This window comes from Gammaproteobacteria bacterium, from assembly GCA_032250735.1.
Lineage (GTDB): Bacteria > Pseudomonadota > Gammaproteobacteria > SZUA-152 > SZUA-152 > SZUA-152.
The window spans coordinates 12,890-28,104 of record JAVVEP010000012.1; the positions used below are offsets into that span (position 1 = coordinate 12,890).

Annotated in this window: 16 protein-coding genes and 1 tRNA gene; 9 read left to right on the forward strand and 8 right to left on the reverse strand. The window is 60.5% G+C overall.

The window, feature by feature from the left end:
* Positions 1–25: 25 nt before the first annotated feature.
* On the reverse strand, positions 26–1,192 hold the full coding sequence (gene hemW / locus RRB22_08565; protein ID MDT8384454.1) for a radical SAM family heme chaperone HemW: 1,167 nt from the start codon (positions 1,190–1,192) through the stop codon (positions 26–28).
* A 97-nt stretch (positions 1,193–1,289) separates the two neighbouring features.
* On the opposite strand from hemW, the gene RRB22_08570 reads away from it, so the two are divergent.
* Together RRB22_08570 and fetB are read left to right on the forward strand one after the other, a co-directional pair.
* A complete protein-coding gene (locus tag RRB22_08570; protein ID MDT8384455.1) occupies positions 1,290–1,934 on the forward strand; it encodes an ABC transporter ATP-binding protein in 645 nt (214 codons plus the stop codon).
* Positions 1,931–2,722: an iron export ABC transporter permease subunit FetB gene (gene fetB, locus RRB22_08575; protein MDT8384456.1), complete on the forward strand. Its 792-nt coding sequence runs from the start codon at positions 1,931–1,933 to the stop codon at positions 2,720–2,722. Before RRB22_08570 ends, fetB begins: the two co-directional genes overlap by 4 nt.
* A 76-nt stretch (positions 2,723–2,798) precedes the next feature.
* Here the strand turns inward: fetB and RRB22_08580 are convergent.
* Together RRB22_08580 and RRB22_08585 are read right to left on the reverse strand one after the other, a co-directional pair.
* Positions 2,799–2,872: transfer RNA gene (locus RRB22_08580), tRNA-Gly, on the reverse strand.
* 102 nt (positions 2,873–2,974) lie between these two features.
* Positions 2,975–3,238, reverse strand: a complete 264-nt coding sequence (locus RRB22_08585) for a hypothetical protein (GenBank protein ID MDT8384457.1) — start codon at positions 3,236–3,238, stop codon at positions 2,975–2,977.
* Positions 3,239–3,582: 344 nt separating this feature from the next.
* Here RRB22_08585 and RRB22_08590 point away from each other — a divergent pair, with 344 nt between their 5' ends.
* On the forward strand, positions 3,583–5,004 hold the full coding sequence (locus tag RRB22_08590; GenBank protein ID MDT8384458.1) for a coproporphyrinogen-III oxidase family protein: 1,422 nt from the start codon (positions 3,583–3,585) through the stop codon (positions 5,002–5,004).
* A 22-nt stretch (positions 5,005–5,026) separates the two neighbouring features.
* Here RRB22_08590 and RRB22_08595 read toward each other — a convergent pair whose 3' ends face one another.
* The 4 genes from RRB22_08595 to RRB22_08610 form a co-directional block, all read right to left on the reverse strand.
* A complete protein-coding gene (locus tag RRB22_08595) occupies positions 5,027–5,698 on the reverse strand; it encodes an ABC transporter permease (GenBank protein ID MDT8384459.1) in 672 nt (223 codons plus the stop codon).
* A gap of 67 nt (positions 5,699–5,765) precedes the next feature.
* The gene (locus RRB22_08600; GenBank protein MDT8384460.1) at positions 5,766–6,596 is read right to left on the reverse strand and encodes an ABC transporter ATP-binding protein; all 831 of its coding nucleotides are present in this window, start codon (positions 6,594–6,596) and stop codon (positions 5,766–5,768) included.
* Positions 6,596–7,603: an ABC transporter substrate-binding protein gene (locus RRB22_08605; GenBank protein ID MDT8384461.1), complete on the reverse strand. Its 1,008-nt coding sequence runs from the start codon at positions 7,601–7,603 to the stop codon at positions 6,596–6,598. Before RRB22_08605 ends, RRB22_08600 begins: the two co-directional genes overlap by 1 nt.
* A gap of 75 nt (positions 7,604–7,678) precedes the next feature.
* A complete protein-coding gene (locus RRB22_08610) occupies positions 7,679–8,635 on the reverse strand; it encodes a DMT family transporter (GenBank protein ID MDT8384462.1) in 957 nt (318 codons plus the stop codon).
* 216 nt (positions 8,636–8,851) lie between these two features.
* Between RRB22_08610 and RRB22_08615 the strand changes: the two genes are divergently transcribed.
* The 3 genes from RRB22_08615 to RRB22_08625 all read left to right on the forward strand — a co-directional run bounded on the left by RRB22_08615 (position 8,852) and on the right by RRB22_08625 (position 11,050).
* Positions 8,852–9,847: a GGDEF domain-containing protein gene (locus RRB22_08615; protein MDT8384463.1), complete on the forward strand. Its 996-nt coding sequence runs from the start codon at positions 8,852–8,854 to the stop codon at positions 9,845–9,847.
* An 86-nt stretch (positions 9,848–9,933) separates the two neighbouring features.
* On the forward strand, positions 9,934–10,134 hold the full coding sequence (gene thiS, locus RRB22_08620; GenBank protein ID MDT8384464.1) for a sulfur carrier protein ThiS: 201 nt from the start codon (positions 9,934–9,936) through the stop codon (positions 10,132–10,134).
* A gap of 115 nt (positions 10,135–10,249) precedes the next feature.
* Positions 10,250–11,050, forward strand: a complete 801-nt coding sequence (locus tag RRB22_08625) for a thiazole synthase (protein ID MDT8384465.1) — start codon at positions 10,250–10,252, stop codon at positions 11,048–11,050.
* 39 nt (positions 11,051–11,089) lie between these two features.
* Here RRB22_08625 and RRB22_08630 read toward each other — a convergent pair whose 3' ends face one another.
* Complete coding sequence (locus tag RRB22_08630) at positions 11,090–11,275, reverse strand: hypothetical protein (protein MDT8384466.1); 186 nt, start codon at positions 11,273–11,275, stop codon at positions 11,090–11,092.
* 122 nt (positions 11,276–11,397) lie between these two features.
* On the opposite strand from RRB22_08630, the gene RRB22_08635 reads away from it, so the two are divergent.
* From RRB22_08635 to trmB, 3 genes are all read left to right on the forward strand, one after another.
* Entirely contained in the window at positions 11,398–12,987 is a 1,590-nt protein-coding gene (locus RRB22_08635) for a methyl-accepting chemotaxis protein (GenBank protein MDT8384467.1), read from the forward strand.
* Positions 12,984–14,132, forward strand: coding sequence for a carbohydrate porin (locus tag RRB22_08640; protein ID MDT8384468.1), 1,149 nt, complete (start codon positions 12,984–12,986; stop codon positions 14,130–14,132). The genes RRB22_08635 and RRB22_08640 overlap by 4 nt, the downstream gene beginning before the upstream one ends.
* 143 nt (positions 14,133–14,275) lie before the next feature.
* On the forward strand, positions 14,276–15,010 hold the full coding sequence (trmB, locus tag RRB22_08645) for a tRNA (guanosine(46)-N7)-methyltransferase TrmB (protein MDT8384469.1): 735 nt from the start codon (positions 14,276–14,278) through the stop codon (positions 15,008–15,010).
* Positions 15,011–15,215 lie beyond the last annotated feature (205 nt).

Sequence of the window (15,215 nt, forward strand, 5' to 3'; positions counted from 1 at the left end):
CGGTTTGATCACCGAATTGTCTTGCTTAACTCTCAACAAACAGCGTTAACACGTCGTCCAGAAACCGCCGGCCCTTTTCGGTGGGACGGATCTGTTTCAGGTCGCGCTCGATCAGGCCGGTCTCTTCCGCTGTGCGCAGGGCGGGTTCGAGCAGCAGCAGTGGCTGGCCGGTGTGGGCGGCAAACAGCGCCGTCTCGAAGCCGGCATTCAGGCGCAGGGCGTTCATCATGAATTCCAGACCGACCTCGTTGCGGCTCAGTACCCGTTCGCTGTGGATGCCCTTTGGCGTGCCGGCGGTGTCCATGAATCGCTGGGGGTGGCGGAGCTTGGCGAGGCGGGTGATGTTCTGTTGCGCGGCGTCGGTGATCTTGGCATGGGCGCCGGCGCCGATACCGAGGTAGTCGCCAAACTGCCAGTAGTTGAGGTTGTGGGCGCACTGCCGTTGCGGCCGCGCATAAGCGGAGACCTCGTACTGCGCATAATCGGCCGTGGCCAGCTGCTCCTGCCCGGCCTGCTGCATCTGCCAGGCGAGATCGTTGTCGGGCAGCACGGGCGGCTGGGCGTGGAACAGGGTGTTGGGCTCTAACGTCAATTGGTAATAGGAGATGTGCGTGGGTTCGAGGTCGATGGCGGTGGTCACGTCTTCGGCCGCCTGCGCCGCAGTCTGGCTCGGCAGGGCGAACATCAGGTCGAGGTTGAAATTATCGAAGCCGGCGGCGTGGGCCATCTCGGCGGCACGTATCGCTTCATCACGCCCGTGGATTCTGCCGAGACGTTGCAGGGCATCGTTGTGAAAGCTCTGCACGCCGATGGACAGGCGATTGATGCCCAGCGCGCGGTAGTCGCGAAACTTTTGCTGTTCCGCGGTGCCGGGGTTGGCCTCCAGGGTGATCTCGGCATCGGCATTGATCACCAGCCGCGCGCGCAGGCCGGACAACAGCCGGTCCAGCGCCTCGGGTGAAAACAGGCTCGGCGTGCCGCCGCCGATAAACACGCTGATGATCCGCCGCCCCCAGATGCGCGGCAGGTCCTGTTCCAGGTCGCGCAACAGGGCCTCCACATAGGCCAGCTCGGGCAACTCGCCCTGCGCCTTTTGTTCGTGGGAATTAAAATCACAGTACGGACACTTACGCACACACCAGGGTAGGTGGATGTACAGGGACAGGGGCGGCAGGGTCGTAAACTGGAACATGCAATAATCAGACTGGGTGGCGGAGGGCGTGGTATTTTAACAGCCAATTCGACCCTGACCAGCAACATCGCCACAGACGCACAACGAACCGGAGCCCATGTCAGCCGATCCCCAATTCCCCGATGCTACCCGCGGCCTGCAGGTGATCGCTGTCCGCCCCCGCCAACGCGGTCCCTATTCCCTGCATATCGCGCCGGGTGAGTGCGCGAGCCTCCGCGGCCCGTCCGGCAGCGGCAAGTCCCTGTTGCTGCGCGCCATCGCCGATCTGGATCCCCATGAAGGTCAGGTGTGGCTCGACGGGGTACCCAGCAGCCAGATCCCCGCCCCCCGCTGGCGCCAGCAGGTCACCCTGGTGCCGGTCGAGAGCCAGTGGTGGTTTGACGAGGTGGGCGCCCACTTTCATGGCGACGCCAGCAGCTGGCTCGAGCCACTGGGTTTCGGCAGCGAAGCCCTGCAATGGCAGGTGAGCCGGCTCTCCAGCGGTGAAAAACAGCGCCTGGCCCTGGCCCGCGCGTTGCTCAACCGGCCCCGCGTACTGCTGCTGGACGAACCCACCGCCAGCCTCGACCCCGAGACCACCGCCCGGGTGGAGCGGCTGGTGGCCGACTATCGCCGCGACACCGATGCCGCGGTGCTGTGGGTCAGTCACGATGCGCAACAGGCGGCGCGGGTGGGGGATCGACAGTTACGACTGGACCCCACCGGCATCAGCGATGAGCCGCAACCAGGGGCCGGCGCATGATCACCCTCAGCAGTATGGATCTCGGGCTGGCCGCCCTGCTGGTGCTGGCGATGGCCGCACTCAGTTGGCGCATGCAGCTGGGTCTGACCGGCAGCCTGCTGATCGCGGCGACGCGTACCGTGATACAACTGCTGCTGGTCGGCCTGGTGCTGAAGACCCTGTTCGAGCACGTCGACCTGCTGTGGGTGGGCGGCATCGCCATGGTGATGCTACTGGCCGCCGGGCGCGAGGTGATGGCCCGCCAGCAGCGGCGCTTCAGCGGCTGGTGGGGATTCGGCATGGGTACAGGGGCGATGTTTGTCTCCTCCTTCGCCATCGCCGTGCTGACCCTGACCACCCTCATCGGCACCGATCCCTGGTACACGCCGCAGTACGCCGTGCCGCTGCTGGGCATGTTGCTGGGCAACACCATGAGCGGCATCGCCCTGGCGCTGGATCGGCTCACCCAGACGGCCTGGCAGCAGCGCGCGGTGATCGAACAACGGCTGATGCTGGGCGCCACCCGGCTGGAGGCGATCGCCGAGATCCGGCGCGAGGCGATGCGCAGCGGCATGATGCCGATCATCAACGCCATGGCCGCGGCCGGCCTGGTGAGTCTGCCGGGCATGATGACCGGCCAGATCCTCGCCGGCAGCCCGCCACTTGAGGCGGTGAAATACCAGATCCTGATCATGTTCCTGATCAGCGCCGGCACCGGCTTTGGCGTCACCGCGGCGCTGTGGCTGGCCTCCAAGCGCCTGTTCGATGAGCGCCACCGGCTGCGGCTGGACAAGCTCAGTGCGCCGTAAAATCGCTGTGGGATCCGCGCAGAAATTCCGCAGCTGATGTCTGGTCTGATGTCTGGCTGAAGGGCGAAGGCAGGAATGGAGCGGGTAGCGGGAGTCGAACCCGCCTCACTAGCTTGGGAAGCTAGGGTAATACCGATATACGATACCCGCTAAATATACGTGCAGTAGACGCAGCCCACTATTAAGAACCCACGTATGCAGTTTGGGAAGCTGCCGTTCTACCATTGAACTACACCCGCGAGGCCCTGCATTCTAGAGATGACCGCCTGCTTCTGGCAAGCGGTTATTCACATGTGTGGCAGGCACGTACGCCAGATGCGTATCGGGACGTAAAATCTTCCAACAAAAACTAACGTTGTTTTTCGTGCCCCCGGCAGAGTATCTCAACGGGTTGCTTTCGATACAGCCCCTCATAGTCTCCAGACACCAAGCCAAGCCGGCAATGATGATGTCGAATTTTTCTTCCGGCTTCATGCCATCAAACAGATCGCCTTTATGCGCGAATATTTCATCCACAGATTGTGAAATCCTGGGCACAACCCGTAAGCAAGGACAATACACCTGTTATTAACATGACAATGGTGCGCAGCCAGACATGACGCGAATGGTATTGAATATAACCATATTCATCGCGCTGACACTTCCTGTGTTTGATTGATGTTTGCATAAACATACAACGCGGTATTTTTTGTCCATCGATGACAGAACAGGTATGTTGATGCTGGCAAACCAAACCGGGTTATTGATAAAAACCGGCTTGAATGTAGGGTATACGCGCCGCCATTTGATATAGAAAAACAGCCAGGATTAACGCTATGATCAGGCGCACAGCAAAACCAGTTAAGCAGGAGCAATTGTAGATGAAGGCAAAGGATTGGATCGGCCTCGCACGCGAAGAGCTTGCCCTGCTGAGGGTGGACGAGGTGAAACAATCAGGTGTTTTGCCCGGTGGCGGCAAGCAGTTTTTCCCGGTGATAGGCTATCCACCGCTGACCATGTTCTCGGAAATGGACGACACCGCCCTGTTTGAGAATTTCAATCAGCGCCCGGCCAGTCCCACCATCGCCTACGGGCATATCCCATTTTGTCCGTCACGCTGTACCTTCTGCCACTGGATTACCAAAACCAAAACCAAGGCAGAAGAGGTGGATGTCTACCTCGATCACCTCGAACAGGAGATGTCACTCTACCGCAGCAAGATGGGGCTGGATGCAATACCGGCAAGCTCTGTTTTGATTGGCGGCGGCACGCCGACCTATTTATCACCCAGACAGATGGAGCGGTTTCTTGCCGCATTCACACGCCATTTCGATCTGAGCAATTGCACCCAGTTTTCGGTTGAGGCTGAACCCACCACGCTGCTCGGCAAGGATGGCCTGGAAAAGCTGGCCATCATGAAAGACTACAATGTGCAGCGTATCAGCCTCGGCGTGCAATCGTTTGACGATCCGGTGCTGGCTGCCATGGGCCGCACGCACACCAATGCAGATACGCTGGAGTCCATCAAACAGATGCGCCGCGCCGGCATCGAAAATATTTTCATCGACCTGATCTATGCCTATCCGGACCAGACCGTTGAGCAATGGGTGGAAAATATGCTCACCGCAATTAATCTGGATATCGAAGGCTATCAACTTTATCGTCTACGTATTCGGCCCCATGGCGATCGTGACGGCAACATCCTCAAGGTCCATAGCAAGGCGCCGGAGAAATTCCCGGAACCCGAAGACATCCAGCTGATGAAATACCTTGGCATCATGATGTCGGAGCGGCATGGATACGGAGAACATCAAACCCGAATCTTTGCCAAGAATGCCCGGGATATTTCCCATTACCTGCGTGACTGGGCCTGTGATCTTGCCGATGTGGTAGGCGTGGGCGTGTCATCCTGGTCGAATTTGCGCGGCGTGTTTTCCATGAACGTGGGGGATGCGAATCTGGAAAATTATTACCAGCTAGTGCGCCAGGGCAAGGTATCGGTAAACCGTGGCAAGATTCGCACCGAGGATGATGAACGCAGGCGTTGCTTTATCCTGCCATTGAAAAATTCGCGCGTTGACAAAAAAATATTTACCGCGCGCACCGGCCAAACCATTGAACAATGTTTTGGCAAGGGAATTAGTGCCTTCAAGGCGATGGGCCTGATCGATGAGAGCGACAGCCATGTATGGCTGACACACCGGGGTCGTTTTTTTGCCGACGAAATTGCCACGCAGTTCTTTGATCCGGACTATCTCCCCTTCCCGGAAGTGAGCCGCGCGGTTGACATGGCCTCTGCCTAGGCCCCTTCTCTATCTGCAAGGTTTATGTATGCAGCCAGGGAATCAGGCGCCGCTCCAGGTAATTCAGGACCAGCGCAAACGCCAGGCCGAATGCGCCAATCACGAAAATGCCGGCGTACATGGCCTTAATGGAGAAGGTTTCCCAGGACTGCCAGATCAAATAGCCGATGCCGGCGCTGGCTCCTGAAAATTCTGCGGCCACCACCATTACCAGACTATAACCAATGGCCAGCTTAAGGCCGGTGAAGATCGCCGGCAGTGAGCCCGGCAGAATGACCCGTCGTATGAAATTTATTTTCCTGATGCGGTAAACGCGGGCCACGTCGTGAAATATCTTGTCCACACTGTCCACGCCGTGCAAGGTATTGATCAACACCAGAAAAAAGCTGCCGATCGCGACAATCATGATTTTTGACATTTCGCCAATGCCAAAAATAAGCATGATAAGCGGCAGGATGGCAATTTTGGGAATTGGATACGTCAGTGCGATCAAGGGATATACTGCTGCACGCAGGGTATTGTTGAGACCCATGCTAACGCCTAACGCGATTCCGCTTGCACAACCCAGCAAATAACCCCAAAAGATGCGATTCATACTGGCGGCAATATCATTGAAAAGCCCTTCGCCAGGGCTAATGAAAATAAGGTAATAGAAGATGCTGCTGGGGGCGGGGAAAAATCTGGCGTCCAGCATGGCGCTACGCGTGGCAATCTCCCAAATACCCAGGGCGCACAGGGGCGACGCCCAGAACCATAACCTGCTATAGGTCTGCATGGCTTTCTGCCTGTGGCGCGCCTGCTGTTTCCAGACCTTCAAACTCGGCGCGCGACAGCTCAAGTATGTTGGCGACGTGCTGCTGATAGGCGGAAAGCTTTCGTGTGTTCAACACGTCACGCGGGCGCGGCAGGCCAATATCAATGATGGTCTTTATTTTTCCCGGGTGGGCATGCATAACAAGAATACGATCTGCCAGCAGCACCGCTTCTTCAATATCATGGGTGACAAACACAATCGTCTTGTGGCTGCGCTGCCAAATATTCAACAACAACGCTTGCAGATTCAACCGCGATTGATAATCCAGAAATACAAACGGCTCATCCATCAGCAAAATATCCGGCTCGTTGGCAAAGCTGCGGGCAATACTGACCCGTTGGCGCATGCCGCCCGAAAGCTGGTGCGGCAAGTAATCTGCAAACCCGGAAAGCCCGACCAGACCGATAGATTTGTCGGCAATCGCATCAATATCACGCCCGGCCAGCCGCGGGTTGTTTTCCAGCAGAAAGCGGATATTGTCGCGCACACTCATCCATGGAAACAGTCCGTGCTCCTGAAACACCATGCCAATATCCGCATGGCCGGAAGTCCGTGCTGGATGAATGACAAGCTCACCCTGCGTGGCGCGCTCCAGCCCCGCGATCGTCCGCAGCAGGGTGGTCTTTCCACAGCCGCTCGGGCCCAGCACACACACAAACTCACCTTCATTGATATGAAACGTCAGGTCTTCAAAAGCAACGGTGGTACGCCCTTTTGCGGAAAAGGTTTTGCCAAGATGTGAAACAGCGATTTGCACTGCCTGGATTGCCGCCGCCATTATTGGTAGGGACCCAGCTTCTCGACAGCCGTCTGTAGGTAGCCAAGATCAACGATGCTGTCGAGGTCAGGTTTTGATTTAAGATATCCGGCCTCGAAATACCACAGCGCGTCGTCCTTCAGGCTTTGTACATTAAGCTTTCCGTCGGGACTCAGGCCAACCGGCACCACGGCCTTGTATATGCCCCCATCCTTGATGCGTGTGTATTGTGTGAGGATACGAATAATTTCGTCCCTGCCTTTACCGTGCTCGAACGCATCATTGTAATCACGCAACCCGCGCACATAGGCGTTCAGAAAGCCCTGGGCCTGCTGCGGGTGCTTATTAATAAAAACCGGCGAGTAATAGATAACCGCGCTTTGCTGATCGGGATAGATTTCATCGTTACCGGCAACGCGTACGGCAAAGTCATTGTTGACGGCGGCAGCAACAAAAGGCTCGATCTGTACGGTGGCATCGATAGATTTATTGGCCATGGCGATATTCATGTCTGCATAGCCAAGGTGGACCAGTTTTATATCGTCAAAACCCAGGCCGGCCTTTTGCAGATATTTTTCGATGACGATCTGCTGGGAGACACCCTTGGCTGTGACGGCAAGCGTCATGCCTTTAAGGTCTTCAAGGCTGCGGTAACGCCCACTGTCAATATGGTCCTTGCGAACAATCAAGGCGAGATAGCCGTGTCCGGCAGTCACCGTGCCCTTATCCGCAACAATTTTGATCGGAATATCCTGGGCGATGGCATTGTACATGCCGGCATTAACATTGCCGCCGGCGACGAACAGCTGCCCCGTGGCCAGAAATGGCACCATTTTGGCGCCTGATGCCTTGAACGGATTGATAATGACGTTGATGCCTTGTTCGCGAAAATAGCCGCGCTCTTTGGCGATAAACACAGCCGCCGAACTCATTACCGGAGAAATGCCAACCGGCACATCCAGCAGATCTGCTTGCGATGATAGTGCCGGGACCATGAAGAAAATGAAAACAAGAATGTGGCGTGTCATTGTTGATTAAACCTCCCTATAAGCTTTCGCAAAAACATCCATCGGTTAGCGTTTGCGGCACCCATGATATCGCACCTAGAACGCGGTTAAACTGCCGAAATAGATACCGATGCCGGCAACCGCCGCAACGGCACCGGCCACTTCTTTCAGGCTGATACGTTCTTTTAGCCAGAACACGGCCAGGGGAAGAATAAACAAGGGGCTGGTCGAATTCAGTGTCGCCGCAATGGCGGCATGTGTGTATTTGAGTGCGATGATAGACAGCCATGTGCCGAGCATTGCGCCCACCAGGGATGCCGCCAACATTATTTTAAACAAGGCGCCATTGCGTAGCGGCCGTACCCACCCACCTAAATCGCGCACCATCAGCCCCCAAAAGGTCAACCCTGCAATCGCAAAAGCCTGACGAATGAATGTTGCCTCCAGCGCGGGCACATCACTTACCCCCACCTTGGTGGCAATAATGCCCAGGGCGTTGGCGGCAACAAACAACAATCCAAAAAACAGTCCGGAACGATGCCGCTGCTGGGCCTGCCGCTCTGTGGAGGCTGGCGTACGTTGCCATAATACGTAGGTGACGCCGGTGATGGTCAGTGTCATGCCCAGCCATGCGAGCGGGCCCACCGTTTCACCCAGAAAGCCTACTGCAATCAGCGCGGTGACTACCGGGATCAGTGCACCCAGCAAAAGCGTGCGTCGTGGCTCCAGACGGGCCAGTGCCAGAAAGTAAACGGTGTCGCCGAAACATATGCCCACAATGCCGCTCAGGGCCAGGGCGGTAAGGCTGTCTGCCTGGATTGGCGCAAAACCGGAATGGAGTCCGGGCAGCAACAGGATGCCCAGAAATAGCAGTGCCACGAGGCCCTTGGCCAGATTAATGCCGGTGGCCGGAACGCGATCCCCCAGCCGTCGAAACAGGATGGCCGCGATCGCCCAGCATAAGGCCGACGCCAGTGCGGCAACGCCGCCGAGCAGATGAGACTGGATTATGGCGATAGGAATGCGGCCCCGTCGATTTGATGATTGCCCCATAAACTAAGGGCGACTTGTTGGTAGTTAGGATCTTACCGTTATGATTCTTGCTGATGCTATCGTAATTTTCGCGGCCGCACACGACCCATACGTGTGATTGATTGTGTCACCAAAGCCGACCCGGGAATTTTAATACGGGTCAATAAAAAGCCTGGCCATGACCGATTAAACCTGTGTTAGTATCTTGGTCAAATTTTTAGCGACGAGTGATCCATAGTGTCTTTCCCGGACGGTCACCCACTGCTTGACGCCATCGTCAGGCTCTCCGCACAGCGCGATCAGGAAACGCTCGCGGACTCCCTCGTCGACGCTATTCTCTCCCTCACCAATGCCCGCTCGGCCAGTATCTATGCGCTGGGCGGCGAACTGGGGCACCTCTCGGCCAAGGTACTGGCCAGCAATTGCGAGCCGATCGGTAGCCACATCACCCCGCTTGATGCGCGGCCGGGACTGCGCGCCTGCATCGAGGGGCAGAGCACGGTCACCGTACCCACCGACTGCGGGCACCAGATGATCCATCCCGTGCTGGAGCAGGGCAACGTGGTGGGGCTGATGATCCGCGAGCACGCCCAGGCCTACGATCACCATAGCGACCTGCTCGAAGGCCTGATGGCCATCTATTCCAATCAGCAGTCCCTGCTCAACCATCAGCAACGTGACGGCCTCACCGGGCTGTACAACCGGGTCGCCCTGCAGAACTGGATGGGCAAGGCCCTGTCCAGCGACGCCCGCGCCGAGCGCCGTGCCAGCGACGATGCGCCGCTTGGCTGTTTTGCGATGTTTGATATCGACCTGTTCAAGCGCATCAACGACTCCAAGGGCCACCTGTACGGCGACGAGGTGCTGCTGGTGTTTGCCGACCTGATGCGCGAGTCGTTCCGCTTCAATGACCTGCTGTTCCGCTACGGCGGCGAGGAGTTCGCGGCCGTGCTCAGCGACACCGATCTCGACAATGCGCTGACCGTGCTGGAGCGTTTTCGCGAGACCGTGGCCCGGCACAAATTCGCCCAGCTCAACCAGGTCACCGTGACCATCGGCGTGACCCAGATCCACTCACACCTGCAGGCCGACAAGCTCATCGAGCGCGCCGACCGGGCCATGTACTACGGCAAGAATCACGGCCGCAATCAGGCTAATGCCTTTGAATGGCTGCAGCAGGGCGGCATTGCCCCCAGCGTCAACGAACACCCCCAAAGCTACAAACTCTTCTGAATGCCCGGCCTGCGCCGGCCACGCCAGTCTCGTCGAACGGCGCAGACGGTTGACCGTCCGCCGGTGCCCCGCTAGGCTTCGCCGCCATGAACATTCAACTCAACGGCGTCACCCACCCCCTGGCCGACAACAGCACCGCCCAGGATCTGGTCGAACAGCTGGGCCTGGTCGGCAAACGCCTGGCCATGGAGGTCAATCGCGAGATCGTGCCGCGCACCACCTATGCCCAGCACGTCCTGCATGAGGGTGACGAGGTCGAGATTGTGCACGCCATCGGCGGCGGTTGACGCCGGCCGGCCACGTGGCAGCGGCGGGCCGCTGAATGGTTAAAGCGCTGCCGGGCGGGTTATAATCCGCCGCCTGAGCTCCCACATAACCATCCACAGCCCAGCGGAATCTACCATGCCAGACATCACCAGCCCCTCGGACGACGGCTTCGTCATCGCCGGCAAAACCTACCACTCCCGACTGCTGGTCGGCTCGGGCAAATACCGGGATCTCGAAGAGACCCGGCTGGCCACCGAGGCCAGTGGCGCACAGATCATCACCGTCGCCATCCGCCGCACCAATATCGGCCAGCACCCGGGCGAACCCAACCTGCTGGACGTGGTGCCGCCGAGCCGCTACACCATCCTGCCCAATACCGCCGGCTGCTATACCGCCGAGGACGCGGTGCGCACCTGTCGCCTGGCGCGTGAGCTGCTGGACGGGCACCGGCTGGTGAAGCTGGAGGTGCTGGGTGACGAAAAGACCCTCTATCCCGATGTTACCGCCACCCTGGCGGCGGCGGAGATCCTGGTCAAGGACGGCTTCGACGTGATGGTCTACACCTCCGACGACCCCATCCTCGCCAAACGCCTGGAAGAGCTCGGCTGCTGCGCGGTGATGCCCCTGGCCGCGCCCATCGGCTCCGGGCTGGGCATCCAGAACAAATACAACCTGCGCACCATCATCGAAAACGCCAATGTACCGATTCTGGTGGATGCCGGGGTGGGCACCGCCTCGGATGCCGCCATCGCCATGGAGCTGGGCTGCGACGGCGTGCTGATGAACACCGCCATCGCCGGGGCGCAGCATCCGGTGCTGATGGCCTCGGCCATGAAGAAGGCCATCGAGGCCGGGCGCGAGGCCTATCGGGCCGGGCGCATTCCCCGCAAACGCTACGCCTCGGCCTCCTCGCCTATCGAGGGCAGCTTTTTCTAGACACCTGTCATTAAACGCGTCGTGTAGCAAGACGCCGGCTCAGGCCGGCTTGCGCCAGGCCAGCCCCTCCAAAATCTCCCAGTAACCCGCTACCGCGGGACGGGGTATTGCCTCGCGACGCCCCTCACTCCACTCCCTTTGCCCGCCAGCCAGGCCCTGCCCCCTGCCGTGCAGCCGCACGATTTCCCCGTCCAGCCCCGCCGTGCCCCGCAAAGAGAATTTCATCCCAAAACTCAACTATTCGCCGAAAGGGCCGATGACTGTGACGCCCTGTAGGCGAATTCCTACACGGCTTGCGCCTAAAATCCTTCGCAACTGCGATCCACGACCTGATCAGAGTGAGATTTATGACTCTAAAAAAACGCTTTCTGTTGCTCACCGGCCTGCTGGTCACCATCGTCATCATCCAGGGCGGGATCCTGCTGTCGGGTAACCAGGCGCTGGTGGAGCATGCCGCCAATTTTGCCGAACAGGATGTCCCCGTCCTCAACAAGGCCCACGAACTCAAGCTGACGGTGGTGCAGGTCCAGCAGTGGCTCACCGACATCAGCGCCACCCGCGGCCTCGATGGTCTCAACGACGGCTTTGATGAGGCCGAGGCGAACGCCCGGCGCTTCCGCGACCTGATCGGCGAACTGCAGACCCTGGACCGCGCCCAGGCGGGCCGTTACCAGGCCATGCTGCCGGTGTTCGAGGCCTACTACAGCACCGGCAAGCGCATGGCCCAGGCCTACATCGATGCCGGCCCGGACAGCGGCAACCGGCTGATGGGCGAGTTCGACACGGTGGCCGCGAACATGGCCACCGAGGTCGACAGCTTTCTCGCCGCCACGGTGCAGCGCGTCGAGACCTCGGTTACCGAGCAGACCCAGGCCGCAGCGGCGCTGCGTACCACCCTCATCATCGGCGCCCTGGCCATCCTCGGCGGCCTGACCCTGCTGTTTGTGATCATGTCGCGATCCCTGGCCTGGCTGCCGATCGTGGCCGCCAAACTCGCCAGCGGCGACCTGAACTTTGCCATCGATAACCAGCGTCGGGACGAGGTGGGGCAGATCATGAATGCCCTGCAGGCCGTGCGTGAGCGTCTGCTGGAGATGGTGTCGCAGCTGGCCAGCGCCACCTCGCGGCTGTCCGACACCGCCGCCAACATGACGGCCGTCTCCGCCCGCACCAACGACAGCGTGCAGCAGCTGCATTCGGAAACCGATCAGTCCTCCACGGCCATGAACCAGATGGCCTCTACGGTGCAGGAGGTGGCCAGCAACATCGCCCATACCGCCAGTGCCGCGCAGGAGGCCAATCAGGAGTCCGTCAACGGGCGTGAGGTGGTCGGGCAGACCATCAACCAGATCCGCTCGCTGGCCGACCACATCGATACCGCCGCCACCACCATCCAGCGGCTGGAACAGGACAGCGAGGCCATCTCCACCGTGGTGGACGTGATCAAGGGGGTGGCCGAGCAGACCAACCTGCTGGCCCTCAATGCCGCTATCGAGGCCGCCCGCGCGGGCGAACAGGGCCGTGGTTTTGCGGTGGTCGCGGATGAGGTGCGCACCCTGGCCAGTCGCACCCAGAAGTCCACCGACGAGATCAACCAGATGATCGAGCGCCTCCAGCAGGGCTCGCGCCAGGCGGTGCAGACCATGGAGCAGAGCCGCGAGCAGGCCCGTGCCGCGGTCGACCAGGCCACCCTGGCGGGCGAGTCGCTGGGCACCATCGCCGCCGCCGTGGCCCGTATCGACGACATGAGCGCCCAGATCGCCAGCGCCGCCGAGGAGCAGGGGGTGGTCGCCGATGAGGTCAATCGCAATATCGTCCGCATCAGCACCATGGCGGGACAAGCCGCCGAGGGCGCGCAGCATACCTCCGTCGCCAGCCGCGAACTGGAGGCCCTGGCCGCTGACCTGACCCGTATCGTTACCCATTTCAAGCTATGACACACACCGAACGTCTCCTCGCCCTGGCGGCGCTGGGGCTGAGCCTGGCCGTGCAGGCCGCAGATGCCCCGCCCCACATCGAAACCCGCCACGGCGCCATCGCCATGTCGGCCCAACCCATTGCCGTGGAGGGGGGCTTTACCGCCGTATTGCAGGCTGCGGATGACCGCGCCATCGAACCCGAGCTGGGCGCCTCGTTCGATCTGCTGACCACCCTCCCTGCCGGGGCGGGCAAGTGGGTGATCTATATCGAGGGCAACACCAGCCCCCGCAGCGATGGCGCATCCAGCCTGCTGGGCGAGACCAACGCCGATGCGGGCTCGGCCCTGGACCGGGATGGCAACGGCCGGCTGCAGGTCTCCGAGGCGCACTATTTCCACCCGCTGAATGGCGGCCTGCTGGTCTCGGGCCTGCTCGATGTCACCAGTTCACTGGACAGCAGTGAGGTGGCCAACGATGAGACCTCGCAGTTTCTCAGCAGCGCCCTGGTCAACAACCCCACCATCGGCTTCCCCGACTACAGCCTGGGTGTGGTCTACAACCGGGAGATCGGCGAGGATCGCGGCTATTCCCTGGCCCTGACCAGCTCCCACGGCCTGGCCGACAATCCCCACGCCTCCTATGCCCAGCTGCTGGATGTCGACGCCGACGGTAAAGGCCTGTTCGCCGCCGCCGAGGGCCAGTGGCCGCTGGACGGCACCCGACTGCACGCCGGCGCCTGGGTCAACACCGCCGACCACACGCGGCTCGATGGCGGCAGCGGTACACGACAAAACTATGGGCTGTACCTGACGGTGGACGGTCGCCTCGCCACCGGCCAGTGGAACCTGAGGGCGGGGCTGGCCAATGACCAGGTCTCCCCGGCCAGCCGGTTTCTGTCTGCTGCCCTGGAAACTCCGCTACGCCAGATCAACCGGGCGAGCCTGGGGCTGGGCGTCGCCTATACCGGGCTCTCCAGTGAGCTCGCCACGCCCGGGCAGGACGATACCCTGCACGCCGAGGCCTACCTGCGCCTGAGCCCCCGCGAGGATGTCACGCTCACCCCGGCGCTGCAGTGGCTGCGCAACAGCGGCTTTGACGCCTCCGGCGCCACGGTCGATGCGCAGCAGCTGCTGCTCAGCCTGCGGCTCAACTACACCTTTTAGCCAGGCACGTTAGGCACGCCTTTTATCACCGCTTCCGGGACCGCCCGGAAGCACATCCGCGCAGGTGGCTCGCGGCCTGCGCGTTGCATTTCCCCCCGCAACCGTGTCCTAATAGCGCCCCGTTTTCCGACCACACCCAGACCATGACCGACACCCCACACCGCCCCATCCGCAGTTTCGTGCGCCGCGAAGGCCGCCTGACCCGCGGCCAGCAACGCGCCCTGGCTGAGCTCTGGTCCCGGTTTGGCGTGGACAGCGCCGGCCCCGACACCCTGGAGCCGGTGCGTCTCGCCCAGCCGGAACCCCTGCTGGAGCTGGACGCGCTGTTTCACCGCGCGCCCGATTCCGGGCGGCCCAGCGTGCTGGAAATCGGCTTTGGCAACGGCGCCTCGCTGGCGGAGATGGCGGCCAGCCATCCGGATCATGACTACCTCGGCATCGAGGTGCATCGCCCCGGGGTTGGTAATCTGATGCGCCTGCTGGGTGAACGCGACCTGCACAATGTGCGCGTGATCTGCGACGATGCGGTACCGATCCTCCGCCACCGGCTGGCCGATGCCTGTCTCGATCGCGTGCAGCTGTTCTTCCCCGACCCCTGGCACAAAAAGCGTCACCACAAGCGGCGCATGGTCAGCCCCGAGTTTGTCGCCCTCATCGCGCAGAAACTGCGGCCCGGTGGGATATTCCACCTGGCCACGGACTGGGAGGACTATGCCGCACAGATGCTGGCCGTGCTGGAGGCCGCCCCCGACTTCCGCAATCTCGCGGCCCCGGGTGCCTATTCGCCGCGGCCCGAGTGGCGGCCGCTGACCAAGTTCGAGCAACGCGGCCAGCGCCTGGGCCATGGGGTCTGGGATCTGCTGTTCGAGCGCCGTTAGCATCCCCTGCCCACGACTGAGAGCCTTAATGCGCAGTGCGGATTAATCCCCCCATATATCTCTTGAATTGGGGCTAACGCTAAATCAGTGTATTATTATTTGGTTTTTTTCTGGCCAAAGCCGGCGGCTGGACCTTTTCGTAGAGGGTTTTAGCGCCTAAAGTCCGGGACACGATCTGTTTCCCGCTGTGCATTGAACGGCAAGA

Excerpts from the sequence above, each read along its gene's own strand:
- trmB (MDT8384469.1), top strand. The coding sequence starts at position 14,276 with ATGACCGACACCCCACACCGCCCCATCCGCAGTTTCGTGCGCCGCGAA.
- RRB22_08630 (MDT8384466.1), bottom strand. The coding sequence starts at position 11,275 with ATGAAATTCTCTTTGCGGGGCACGGCGGGGCTGGACGGGGAAATCGTG.
- RRB22_08625 (MDT8384465.1), top strand. The coding sequence starts at position 10,250 with ATGCCAGACATCACCAGCCCCTCGGACGACGGCTTCGTCATCGCCGGC.
- thiS (MDT8384464.1), top strand. The coding sequence starts at position 9,934 with ATGAACATTCAACTCAACGGCGTCACCCACCCCCTGGCCGACAACAGC.
- RRB22_08600 (MDT8384460.1), bottom strand. The coding sequence starts at position 6,596 with ATGGCGGCGGCAATCCAGGCAGTGCAAATCGCTGTTTCACATCTTGGC.
- RRB22_08640 (MDT8384468.1), top strand. The coding sequence starts at position 12,984 with ATGACACACACCGAACGTCTCCTCGCCCTGGCGGCGCTGGGGCTGAGC.
- RRB22_08605 (MDT8384461.1), bottom strand. The coding sequence starts at position 7,603 with ATGACACGCCACATTCTTGTTTTCATTTTCTTCATGGTCCCGGCACTA.
- RRB22_08635 (MDT8384467.1), top strand. The coding sequence starts at position 11,398 with ATGACTCTAAAAAAACGCTTTCTGTTGCTCACCGGCCTGCTGGTCACC.
- hemW (MDT8384454.1), bottom strand. The coding sequence starts at position 1,192 with ATGTTCCAGTTTACGACCCTGCCGCCCCTGTCCCTGTACATCCACCTA.
- RRB22_08610 (MDT8384462.1), bottom strand. The coding sequence starts at position 8,635 with ATGGGGCAATCATCAAATCGACGGGGCCGCATTCCTATCGCCATAATC.
- RRB22_08590 (MDT8384458.1), top strand. The coding sequence starts at position 3,583 with ATGAAGGCAAAGGATTGGATCGGCCTCGCACGCGAAGAGCTTGCCCTG.
- RRB22_08595 (MDT8384459.1), bottom strand. The coding sequence starts at position 5,698 with ATGCTGGACGCCAGATTTTTCCCCGCCCCCAGCAGCATCTTCTATTAC.
- fetB (MDT8384456.1), top strand. The coding sequence starts at position 1,931 with ATGATCACCCTCAGCAGTATGGATCTCGGGCTGGCCGCCCTGCTGGTG.
- RRB22_08570 (MDT8384455.1), top strand. The coding sequence starts at position 1,290 with ATGTCAGCCGATCCCCAATTCCCCGATGCTACCCGCGGCCTGCAGGTG.